Source organism: Flavobacterium niveum (genome assembly GCF_055231775.1).
In genome coordinates this window covers 287,423-299,379 of the sequence record NZ_JBUYSX010000005.1, presented here as the reverse complement: position 1 = coordinate 299,379, position 11,957 = coordinate 287,423, and the positions used below count along the sequence as shown (strand labels likewise).

The following is an 11,957-nucleotide window of genomic DNA, read 5'->3' as shown; positions in this document are numbered from 1 at the left end:
TTTTGTTTAAAAGCTTTAATGATTACTTTTTCTTACCTTTTGCCGGAGCTGCAGCTGGTTGTCCCGGCTTAGGACGCTTAGCTCCGTATTTAGACCTGCGTTGCGTTCTTCCTGCAACACCAGCCGTATCTAAAGCACCACGAACAATGTGATACCTTACACCAGGTAAGTCTTTTACCCTTCCGCCCCTAACTAATACTATCGAGTGCTCTTGCAGGTTATGTCCTTCTCCAGGGATGTACGCATTCACTTCGTTACCATTTGTTAAACGTACCCTTGCAACTTTACGCATTGCCGAGTTTGGTTTTTTAGGTGTTGTAGTGTAAACACGTGTACAAACGCCCCTGCGTTGTGGACATGAATCCAAAGCAGCCGATTTACTCTTCTTAGTTATCTGGGTTCTACCAGTTCTTACTAATTGTTGAATTGTTGGCATAATTAATACTAAAAATTTCTAATTCTTTAAAAACCCGATTTTTTCGGGCATGCAAAGGTAGAAATTATAATCAATAAAACAAATCCTAATCTATTAATTTTCAAATGCCTTATCAATAGCATAACACCCGTATATTTTTCCGTAAATATTTGCGTTATTTTTACAGCACAGAAACCCGCGCGTTGAAAAAATCACTCCTTATATATATAGTATTACTTTTTTGCCTGAAAACGGCAGCGCAAAACCTGTACCTGAAAACCGAAGGCCGCAACCCCAAGGAAACCGCCGTACTGGACTCTGTTGGTTACAACAAAATACACCCGAATGCCAAAAGCGTGAATGAGGAAGCCAACAGCCTTTCGGCAAAACTGTACCAGGCCGGTTATTTTGAAAACCATATTGAAGCCTACCTCAAAACAAACGATTCTACTTTTGTGTTCCAATATAAAGTAGGCAACCGCATACATACTATTAAGGTGTATACCGGCAGGCTTTCACCCAAAGAAAAACTACTCCTTAATATAGATAAAGACACCTTATATATAAACCCCGCCGAAACCGAAACTTTTATGGAGCGTAACCTGGCTTTGCTGGAGCAGCAAGGCTACCCGTTGAGCAACCTTCAGTTGGTGGATTATAAAAAGAAAGGCAGCACACTCACCGCCACACTAAACCTATCTATAGAAAAAAGACGCACGGTAGACAACATCATTATAGAAGGCTACCCGAAATTCCCCGAAGGCATACGCCGCAACATATTGCGCCAGTACAGAAGAAAGGCATTTAACAAAAACAACCTGCAGCGGGTATATAACGATTTTAGCAGCCTGCGGTTTGTAACCCTGCCCCGCTACCCCGAAATCCTGTTCAAGCAGGACACTACTAATATATATGTGTATGCCGAAAAGGCACGCCCCAATACTTTCGACGGTTTTATAGGCTTCAGCAATGATGAAAACAGCAAGCTGCGCCTTAACGGCTACCTGGACCTTAACCTTATAAATACCCTGAATAACGGTGAGCGCTTTAACCTGTACTGGAAAAACAACGGCGACCGCCAAACCACCTTTAATACCAGCCTGGAACTGCCCTACCTGTTTAAAAGCCCGGTAGGCGCCAAAGCCAGCCTTAAAATATTTAAGCAGGACAGCACGTTCCAGAATACGGTGAGCGAACTGAATCTGGGGTATTACTTTAACTACAACTCACGCGTGTACCTGGGCTACCAGCAAACACAATCTACCAACATACGGGAAACAAGCACTGCCATCCTTAGTGACTACAACAGCAAGTTTTACACCGGCACATATGACCTGACACTGTACAACCCGCAAGACCTTATGTTTCCGCAACGGGGTACACTATACATACATACCGGAACGGGTAAGCGCGATAGCGAGGCCGGCAATAGCAGCCAGTTTTTTGGTGAACTGAACGCGTCCTACAATTTCTATCTTAACAAAACAAATATCATTAACCTGAAATCCCACAGTTATTACCTTAACAGCCGGAATTACATCACAAATGAATTACAGCGGTTTGGAGGGATAAATTCCATACGGGGTTTTAACGAAAACAGCCTTCAGGCCGATATGTACTCCTTATTAATGGCCGAATACCGCTATGCTGCCAGCAGCAACCTCTACGTACACACCATTACAGACTATGGGTATTACCAGGACCACACTACCGATTCAAAAAACAGGCTTTTGGGATTAGGTTTCGGAATGGGGCTTTTCACTAACAACGGATTATTTAACATAATTTACGCAAATGGCAGTATAAACTCACAAAACATAAAGCTCTCAAACTCAATAGTCCACCTCAGCTACAAAACTACTTTTTAACGTTTTATTTGCATTTTGATTAACATTTAGATACTTCCAGTCTAAAAATTATCATAAAAAAGTTGTGTTCGTTAAGTTTATTTTATTACTTTGAAGTTGACTAACTCAATTTACTAACTAATGAAAACGAGACTTCATGTTTTATTAACACTGCTCTGCGTGTTAATGATGCAAATTTCATTTGCACAAGAAAGGACAGTTTCCGGTACTGTTACAGACGACACGGGTTTTCCCATTCCGGGGGTAAATGTGGCCATAAAAGGCACAACGACCAGCGCCCAGACTGATTTTGACGGAAAATACCAAATTTCCGCCGCACCGGACCAAATTTTAGTATTTACCTACATCGGCATGGCTACACGCGAGGTTAAGGCTACATCGGCCACGCTTGACGTAAAAATGGCCAGCCAGGCCACTGAGCTTGAGGGCGTAGTGGTTACCGCAGTAGGTATTAAACGCGAAAAGGCATCAATTGGTGCCGCAACAACTACCTTTAAATCTGACCAGATTGTAAAAGGTGAACAGGCAAACATTTCAGATGCGCTTAAAGGTAAGGTAGCAGGGGTTACAATATCTGCTTCTTCAACTGACCCGGGTGCTTCGCAAAGTGTTATGATAAGGGGTATTAAATCCCTGAGCACCTCTAACCAGCCGCTTTACATTGTAGATGGTATTCCGGTAGGTAACCCGGCTAACTACTCTTCGGCTCTGAGCAATGCGTATGACTTCGGTAACGGGGCAAACGACATTAACCCACAGGACATTGAAAGCATGACTGTACTGAAAGGTGCTTCGGCTACCGTACTTTACGGTTCCAGGGCTGCTAACGGTGCTATTATAATCACCACCAAAAAAGGGAAACAGGGTAAACTGTCGGTAGATTTTACTACTACGACCACGTTTTCACAAATAAACAGGACGCCTAAGTACCAGTCAAGCTTCGGCCAGGGATGGGATGGTGTACATTACCTTATAGAAAACGGTTCGTGGGGACCGCGTTTTGACGGTCAACCACGCGTATGGGGAAATGTGGTAAACAACAGCCAGCTGCTTAAGCCGTACTCTTTCCAGAAAGACCAGCTTGAAAACTTCTTTACTACAGGTACTTCTAAGATAAATTCGGTGGCAGTATCGGGCGGCCACGGCGACAGCACTGTACGCCTATCGCTTTCTAACACTGCGCAAGACGGTATCTACCCTACCGACAATGACTCTTACGAAAGAAACAACCTTACCCTTTCGGGATCTACCAAGGTAAAAAACTTTAGCATGAGCGGTAGCCTTAACTATGTAAACAGTAGTGGTAAAGGCGTAGCTACCGGCCAGGGCGTTACGGTATACAACAACCTTATGCAAATACCTACCGACCTGCCTATCACTGAATTTAAAGACTACAATAGTGATTTCCATAACGTAAGTAACTACTATACGCCTTACGGTATTACAAACCCTTACTTTACGCTGAATGAAAACGGCGGAAGGAATAAAAAGGAAAGGTTCTACGGAAATACTGAATTTAACTACGAGGCTACAAAATGGTTATCGTTTACTTACCGTTTAGGTTTAGACAGTTCGAGTGATGTAACCAGGATGTGGACTGCTAAAATAGATGCCCTGCCCGGCAGCCCTAACGATGGCAGTACAACAGAAGGCCTTGGCAGCTATAGTGAACAATACTATAACTACAAGCAGGTAAACCATGACCTACTTGCCAACTTCAACTTTGACTTAACCGAGAAATTCAATCTTTTGGCATCAGTAGGTTTTAACACTAATGACGAAAGAACAACAGCACATGCTGCATCGGTAACATCACAAGACCTACCGGGTTACTACTCGTTAACTAACAGTTCTGAAATACCTTTGGTAAGCACAGTTAATACACACAGGAAAATCTATGCCTTTTACGAGACGCTTACAGCTTCTTATGACGATCAATTGTTCTTAACCGTAAATGCCCGTAATGACTGGTACTCTACACTACCAGCCGCCAACAGGTCACAACTGTATGCCGGTGCCAATGCCAGCTGGGTATTCAGCAGGACATTCAGCGGTATAGAAAAAGTAATTAACTACGGTAAGCTGCGTGTAGGTTATGGTACGGCAGGTGGTGACACAGGGCCATATCTTGCAAACGGCGTATACCCTATTACCTCAATAGATACAGGTTTCGGCTTACTTAACTATCCGATAAATAACATTAACGCCTACACTGTAGGTAACAGGATGCCTAACCCTAACCTGAAACCGGAAATACGTTCGGAATACGAGATAGGTACTGAACTTGCTCTATTTGACAGTTTTGTTACCATAGATGCTACTTATTACAACTCTAAAAACGACAACCAGATACTTCCGCTTGCAGTAGCGCCTTCTACAGGTTATACCAGCCAGCAGGCTAACGTGGGTACGCTTCGTACAAAAGGTTTTGAAGGGCTTGTTACCTTTAACTGGGCCAAAAACCCTGATGGCTTCGGCTGGAGTACCAGCGTAAACTATACCAAAAGCGAAACCGTACTGGAAGAACTGGACCCAAGGATAGAAAACGTACCACTTGGCGGACTAAGCACCTTCCAGTATATAGCAGAAGAAGGACAGCCAGTAGGTCTTATTAAAGGATCTGTAGCGGAAAGGGATCCAAACGGTAATATTGTAGTAGACTCTCACGGTATACCTGTAGCCTCATCTACACAGGAAGTGTATGGTGACACCCAGTACGATTATACCATGGGTATAAGTAACAACATCAGCTATAAAGGGCTTTCGCTTGATTTTACATTTGACGTACGCCAGGGTGGCCTTATGTACTCAAGGACTGCAGATATTACCAGGTTTACCGGCAACTCTATAACTACGGTGTATAACGATCGCCAGCCGTTTATAGTGCCAAACTCAGTTGTACTTAACGATGACGGAACCTACTCTCCAAACATTACCCCGGTTACCGGTGAATATATGGATGATTATTACAGGGCCGAGGCTTTAGCAAGGCAGACAGTAATAAATAAATCATTTGTAAAACTGCGTGAGGTAGTGCTAACCTACAAACTGCCTTCTAAATTCCTGGAAAGGACATTTATAAACAACCTTTCTATATCGGTAATCGGCCGTAACCTGTTCCTTTGGACTCCCGCCAGCAACCAGTACATTGACCCTGAAGCTTCTACCTTCGGTAACGACCTATCGGGCCAGTTTGGTGAATTCAGCGCTAACCCTTCAACCAGGAGCCTTGGTTTTAGCCTGAAAGCTAACTTCTAATAATAAAGGACTATGAAAAATCTTAATAAAATATTTATAGTATTGCTGTTAGGTATTTTTGTATCGTGTGACGAAAAACTCGACATCAATACAGACCCTAACTACCCGGGCGAAATAAACGCAGGGCTTGCACTTACATCAGCAGAAGCTACACTTGTTTCTGTAACAGGTGCTGAGCTTACTAACTTTGGTGGCTTTATGGCACAGTACCATACTCAGGCGCCATCGGCCAGCCAGTATGAAAACATCGATTCTTACAACGTTAACATTACTTATGCCGATGCATTGTGGACACAATTGTATGCCGGTACACTTACCGACCTGCAATATGTAACTACACAGTCTGAAGCGGCTGGCGATACCGGCACCCTGCTTATTGCCGAAGCGCTTAGGGCATATACCTATCAGCTGCTGGTAGACCTTTTTGGTGATGTGCCTTACACTGAAGCATTACAAGGTATATCTGGTAACATTACTCCTGTAGCCGACCCGGGTGAAGAAATATATGCCGACCTGATAACTAAGCTTGACGCCGCAGTAGCTGCCTATGAGGCAAACCCTACCGAACCGGAAGTAGGCCAGCAAGATGTTATTTACAATGCTGATATAGATTCATGGATTCAGTTTATAAATACACTGAAACTGAAAATGTACTTAAGGATGGCATACACTTCTCAGGCCAATGCTGCCGCTGTGAATGACCTTTTGGCACAAAACAACTTCATTGAGTCAGATGTTGCGTTTACCAATTTTGACGATTCTACAAACAAAACCAATCCATTCTACGGTTCTTATCTGTCTATAGCAGGCGATGGCCTTGCAGATGTAAACCATGTGGCCAGTAATACGCTGCATGACTTTTATACTGAAAACAACGACCCACGCCTTATGGCAGTATTCCGTGCCAATACAGACGGTGCTTACACATCCATCCCTCAGGGTACCGGTAACACCTTTAACAACCTGGCCCAGAATTATGCCCGCCCTAATATAGGTATGACGACCCCTGTGTTCCTTATCTCGCTTGCAGAAAGTGATTTCCTTCAGGCAGAAGCGCTTATACGCTATGCAGGTGGTACCGGTGCCAAGGAAAAATATGATGCCGGGGTGGCAGCTTCATTTGCTGTATACCAGGAATATTTTGGGCTGGATGGAACAGCATCTGCTGCTGATTTTACCGGTGCAGGCGGTGCGTATGAGTATGTACCTTCAAGCAATGTGGAAACAGCAGTAAGGCAGGTAATCATCCAAAAATGGGCGGCACTCCCTTACGTAAACACCATTGAGGCCTACATAGAGGCTACCCGTACCAAATTCCCTGAGGTGGTAACACCGGGTACAGAAAACTATGCAATAGGTAACCGTATACCTTCAGATATTTCGGTACTTACAGGTACCAATATACCGAGCATACTGTACTACCCTGCAGATGAAGTAAACCGCAACCCTAACATTACCCAGCATGCTTCGCTTACCGAAAATGTATGGTGGGACCAAAAACCTGAATAAAAAATAGCTATATGAAAAACATATTTAAACTTAGCATTTTAGGATTAGGGTTGGCATTAACCCTGGCATCCTGCAGCCCTGAAGACCCGATAGGAAGTAAGGTAACTAACTATCCTCTTATTACCGTAAACGGTGACGACTTTATGTGGGTGGAAGAAGGCGGAACATATAGCGATCCCGGTGCAGTAGCTACCATAGATGGCGTAGAAGTACCCGTAACCACTACTTATAAAGGCCGTTTTAGGGGTCAATCATACAACAGTACCCTGGGCACAACCGTAGCCGACCTGTATACAGCAAGCTATGCTGCTACAAACGAAGACGGTTTTGACGGTGTGGCTACACGTACTATATACGTAGGTAACACCGGCGACCTTGTAACCAGCATTGAAGGCCTGTACAGGGCTACCGTAACACGTAATGGTACACTTACTGCCCAGTATACGGATATGGAATATGTAGTTATCTGGAAAAATGAAGACGGCAGTTATGAAATATCAGATGCTTTTGGCGGATATTATGATATAGGCCGTGCGTATGGTATTACTTACATAACTCCGGGTGGTGTTATTGTAGCAAACGACATACCGTCTAACAGCTTTAGTTTCCCGGGCACACAATACAACGCCAGTTTTGGCGACCCGTCTGAAATCACTGCTATGACAGTTAACCCCGCTACTAACAGCATAGACCTTACTGTGGTATGGTCTACCTCTACTACCTACACGTTCCAGATACACTTAGACCAGGTTCAACTGTAAAGCGAAACACAAATGAAAAAGATACAAGCAAATATTAAATATATAGCACTGGTACTGCTGGCAGGTATTGTAGCAGTAGCATGTGACGACGATGGGTACGATGACTATGATACCGGCGGCACCCCTACCGAAGCCATGAACGGCGAATGGTGGATAGACATTAGCGATGAAGCTACAGGCGACGTGTACGTACAACACGCCCTGCACCGTACCTACGATGATAATAACGGAGGTATGTGGATTAGCGACCGCGAAGGCACCGCATTTACCGGCTGGTGGCTGGAATCTGTAGTGAATGTAGATACAGACAACCTTACCTTTACCGCTACCGATGCGTTTAACAACGCAGACGAATCGGAAGTGACAATTACCGAAGGCAAGATTATTAAAAACGGCGGCCACTCGGCTACCGGTGTGGTTGTAGACAGCATTTATTTTAAAGGCGTATTTAACTACGACCCCGAAACTGTACTTATTTTTGCCGGCCACAAACGTACAGGTTTTGAAGAAGACGAATATTAGCAGTTTAGGTATTATAATGTGAATTTGAAGCCACCCCATTTTTGGGGTGGTTTTTTTATACCTTTGCCACATGGAAAAAGAATACCAGATATTTGGCATACGCGCCATTATAGAGGCAATAAACGCAGGGAAAGAAGTAGACAAGGTGTTTATACAGAAAGATGCACAGGGCGACCTGATGCGCGAACTCTTAAAAGTACTGAAACAACACAGTATAAACTTTACCTACGTACCCGTAGAAAAGCTGAACCGCCTTACCCCTAACAACCACCAGGGTGCCGTGGGCAGCATATCGCCGGTAAAATTCCACGACCTGGAAACGCTGGTTGAAACCGTTTTGGAAAGCGGGAAAACTCCCCTGTTCCTGATACTGGACCAGCTTAGCGATGCCCGAAACTTCGGGGCTATTATCCGTACTGCCGAATGTACCGGCGTAGATGGTATTATTGTACAAAAACAAGGTTCGGCACCGGTAAACGGCGATACTGTAAAAACCTCAGCTGGGGCAGTATTTAATGTGCCTATCTGTAAAGTAGAGCATATTAAAGATGCTATTTTCCACCTGCAGGGGTCGGGTATTAAGACTGTTGCCGCTACAGAGAAGACCGAAAACAACTTATATGATGTATCGTTCAGAGAGGCTGTAGCCATTATTATGGGCAGCGAAGACCGCGGTATTAACCCATCGGTACTGAAAATTGTAGACGACAAAGCCAAACTGCCTATGTATGGCACTATATCATCGTTAAATGTATCAGTAGCCTGCGGGGCGTTCCTGTATGAAACGGTAAGGCAGAGGATTGGATCGTTAGAAGGTTAGATTATTAGAATTTCAGATTCGGCTATACTCAATAGAAAAGCCCTCCCAAAGTTGTTCACTTCGGGAGGGCTTTTTAAATTAATCAAAAATGAAATTAATATTCAGTAATAGGTGAATATTGCATTATATCCGCTTCTGAAGTAGCATTTGCATAAGCTTTATAATACTCAGCGTTTTCTTCGTAACAAACTTTACTGCTTTCAAGAGCCTCTTTATACAAAGAAACACCTTCACCTACATCTTTAAACTTTGTCTGTGAAACATTCAGTTCCAGCCATTTTTTAAAAGTCTCTTCATTTTTGAAAATACCTTTTACGGCTTTACCATTTAATTTACTTATAAGTTGATTCTGCAGTTTCTCCATGTTAATAAAACTCTCTGAGTGGATTAATTTCTCATAAAGTTCCGGTAACTTACTATTACTACCTATTGTGTCATTAATTGCTTGTACATCGGGCATATCAGCTACCTTTTTATCAGAACCACATGATAAAACTAAAAACAACAGGCTTATAAATAATAAATGTTTCATAGCGACTTATTTAAGTTAGCAGCCTTGCTGGCAAAGCTTTAGTGCCCTTAGGCAGTTTGAAAGATTAAATTGTAATTCTAACCGGAGATTAAAAGCTTCCGCCTGAAAACCAAGATCTGAAATTTCATTCGCCGCTAACTGTTGTCGAGCACGCTTAAGCCCTCCATGATAAATCATATTTGCTCCTTTGCAACAGGCATAATAACTTGCCTTGCATCCGCAGCTATTTTCTGTAATGTTGTCATCGGGCATAAGGACTTCAATGAATACATCATCATTATCAGGATCTAAAGTCGCAAGAAAAAAATCGCTATGGTTACTAACTACAGGTGCATATAAAACTTTAAGGTTGGTATATTCACTTTGAGCAGCATTGTAACTTGTAAAACTTGTTGTAGATAAATTTGAGGATATCCAGGATAATAAAGTAGTACTCGAACTAAATATACTTCCATCTCCTGTATAATTCAACTTTAACATAAATGAATCCTCAGCAGCTTTATACGTTAAATATTCACTTGAAGTAACCATACGGTTGTAAATAACTTCAAAATCCTGTTGGCTGTAACGTGCTGTAACATTAGGCTTTACTGCCTCAGTTTCTTTAGGAGTTGATACATTTTGCTCTCCCGAGCATGATAGCAAGGAAAGCGCAACAAGCGTTGCAAGAAAAAACTTCTTCATAAAAATTAGATTGATTGTTAGATTTTTTTTGGTTGACCGGTTAACTGGGACAAATGAAAAAATAAAAAAAGACAAGCAATCTTAAAGATATGTTAAAGTCGATTAACTACATAATTCTATAGATTAACCACTGTTTTTCACTATGTTATAAACAATTCTAATTTCCTGAGGCGGCGATAATATCTCTGCATCTATCACCTCTATATCCTCAGGTTTTGGTGGGTTTTGGAACACACCGTTTTCATCAAAGCGCTTCATAAAATGGTCGGCATTCGGGTCAAAATCCGGTTGTTGCCAGTCGTATACTATTTGCTGCTGCTTGTATTCTGGCGTGTCGTACAAGCGTGAGAAAATCATACCGGCCAGGAACCCACCCAGGTGGCCTTCCCAACTTATGTCGCTATCTACCCCCGGGAAAACATACCATACCATACCGCCATACAGCAGCACTATGGTAAGCGATACTGCCACTAAGCGGTAATAACCGGTTTGTATCCCTTTAAAAAACATAAAACTCACCAAGGCATAAATAAGCCCGCTGGCACCTATGTGGTAGCTGTACCCCCGCCCTATCAGCCAGGTAACAAAACCCGAAACTAATACACCGTACACTATAACACGCAGTGCATACCTTCGGTAAAAATAGCGCAACGCGGCTATGAGCAAAAAAAGCGGTATGCTGTTGTTGTATATATGCTGAAGGCTGCCGTGCAAAAACGGGCTGAATATAATGCCGCGTAAGCCACGTATGGTGCGGGGCATAATGCCGTACTGGTTAAGGTACAGGTGGTATTTTGTTTCGGCCCAGTAGCAAATCCAGATGGAGAGCACGGCAACAAGCGGCCACAGCACTACCGAGGGCGAAAAACGGAAAGGTTCGTTATCCTGTTTCATAGGCTTAGGATAACTCAAAAAGGCAACCAAACTTTTTTTCCTGTTAAAATGGCAGGCATCTCTACGGCTATACGTTTACGAAAATCAGGCTTTAATAAGCTTCATGCATTGCTGTAAAATAGCATCCTTGTCAGTTTCCGGTATGGCTATTTGTGCCAGCACATTGCGGATGTTTTCATCAGTATGCTTAAAAATATTATTCCTGATTGCATAAAATTTGCCCTGGTATGAGAAAAGCAGGCTACCCCGCTTTACATTCTTATTATCAAATGTATACCAATTATCATCGTATACCGTTACCCCAAAGCTCTCAAAAAGCCTGCGGTGCATAAACCCGTCATATTCTTTCAGGCGCTCAATATAAAGCGTACTGCTCTCTCCTCTAAGATGCAGCAAAGTAATCCTGCTGTCGTATATTGGCACATAAAGCTTTTCTGTTTCCAGTACACCCTGCTTTACCGCAAAGTTGCCGGTTATAGTATCATTATAGTATACGGCCGTACCTTCCCACTTACCGGGAAACGATATACGTGCTGAGGATGTATGATGGTGTGGCAAAGCCCCAGTAAATATAATAAGGTTCAGCAACGGGGATAATCCGCCGCCATTTTGGGCAATTCCCATCGAGGGGATAAGCAACAGGAGTACAAGTATCTTTTTCATACTAATAACAGATTGGTTTAAAATGACATAC

Annotated in this window: 11 protein-coding genes; 6 read left to right on the top strand and 5 right to left on the bottom strand. The window is 43.0% G+C overall.

What is annotated here, in order from left to right; genetic code table 11:
• Nucleotides 1–22: 22 nt before the first annotated feature.
• Complete coding sequence (gene rpsL / locus ACZIX4_RS14345) at nucleotides 23–436, bottom strand: 30S ribosomal protein S12 (RefSeq protein WP_322625160.1); 414 nt, start codon at nucleotides 434–436, stop codon at nucleotides 23–25.
• Nucleotides 437–618: 182 nt separating this feature from the next.
• Here rpsL and ACZIX4_RS14340 point away from each other — a divergent pair, with 182 nt between their 5' ends.
• From ACZIX4_RS14340 to rlmB, 6 genes are all read left to right on the top strand, one after another.
• A complete protein-coding gene (locus ACZIX4_RS14340) occupies nucleotides 619–2,283 on the top strand; it encodes a BamA/TamA family outer membrane protein (RefSeq protein ID WP_463336330.1) in 1,665 nt (554 codons plus the stop codon).
• A 165-nt stretch (nucleotides 2,284–2,448) separates the two neighbouring features.
• A complete protein-coding gene (locus tag ACZIX4_RS14335; RefSeq protein WP_463336329.1) occupies nucleotides 2,449–5,541 on the top strand; it encodes a SusC/RagA family TonB-linked outer membrane protein in 3,093 nt (1,030 codons plus the stop codon).
• Between the two features lie 12 nt (nucleotides 5,542–5,553).
• Nucleotides 5,554–7,050: a SusD/RagB family nutrient-binding outer membrane lipoprotein gene (locus ACZIX4_RS14330; protein ID WP_463336328.1), complete on the top strand. Its 1,497-nt coding sequence runs from the start codon at nucleotides 5,554–5,556 to the stop codon at nucleotides 7,048–7,050.
• An 11-nt stretch (nucleotides 7,051–7,061) separates the two neighbouring features.
• Complete coding sequence (locus ACZIX4_RS14325) at nucleotides 7,062–7,811, top strand: BT_2262 family domain-containing protein (protein WP_463336327.1); 750 nt, start codon at nucleotides 7,062–7,064, stop codon at nucleotides 7,809–7,811.
• A 12-nt stretch (nucleotides 7,812–7,823) separates the two neighbouring features.
• Entirely contained in the window at nucleotides 7,824–8,333 is a 510-nt protein-coding gene (locus ACZIX4_RS14320) for a lipid-binding protein (protein ID WP_463336326.1), read from the top strand.
• Nucleotides 8,334–8,403: 70 nt separating this feature from the next.
• Nucleotides 8,404–9,153: a 23S rRNA (guanosine(2251)-2'-O)-methyltransferase RlmB gene (gene rlmB, locus ACZIX4_RS14315; protein WP_463336325.1), complete on the top strand. Its 750-nt coding sequence runs from the start codon at nucleotides 8,404–8,406 to the stop codon at nucleotides 9,151–9,153.
• 94 nt (nucleotides 9,154–9,247) lie between these two features.
• On the opposite strand, the gene ACZIX4_RS14310 is transcribed toward rlmB, so the two are convergent.
• From ACZIX4_RS14310 to ACZIX4_RS14295, 4 genes are all read right to left on the bottom strand, one after another.
• On the bottom strand, nucleotides 9,248–9,685 hold the full coding sequence (locus ACZIX4_RS14310) for a hypothetical protein (RefSeq protein ID WP_463336324.1): 438 nt from the start codon (nucleotides 9,683–9,685) through the stop codon (nucleotides 9,248–9,250).
• A gap of 15 nt (nucleotides 9,686–9,700) precedes the next feature.
• Nucleotides 9,701–10,369: a hypothetical protein gene (locus ACZIX4_RS14305; protein ID WP_463336323.1), complete on the bottom strand. Its 669-nt coding sequence runs from the start codon at nucleotides 10,367–10,369 to the stop codon at nucleotides 9,701–9,703.
• A gap of 123 nt (nucleotides 10,370–10,492) precedes the next feature.
• Nucleotides 10,493–11,263: a rhomboid family intramembrane serine protease gene (locus ACZIX4_RS14300; RefSeq protein ID WP_463336322.1), complete on the bottom strand. Its 771-nt coding sequence runs from the start codon at nucleotides 11,261–11,263 to the stop codon at nucleotides 10,493–10,495.
• A gap of 84 nt (nucleotides 11,264–11,347) precedes the next feature.
• Nucleotides 11,348–11,926 carry a hypothetical protein gene (locus ACZIX4_RS14295; protein WP_463336321.1) on the bottom strand — a complete coding sequence of 193 codons (579 nt, stop codon included), beginning with the start codon at nucleotides 11,924–11,926 and terminating at the stop codon, nucleotides 11,348–11,350.
• Nucleotides 11,927–11,957: the final 31 nt, after the last annotated feature.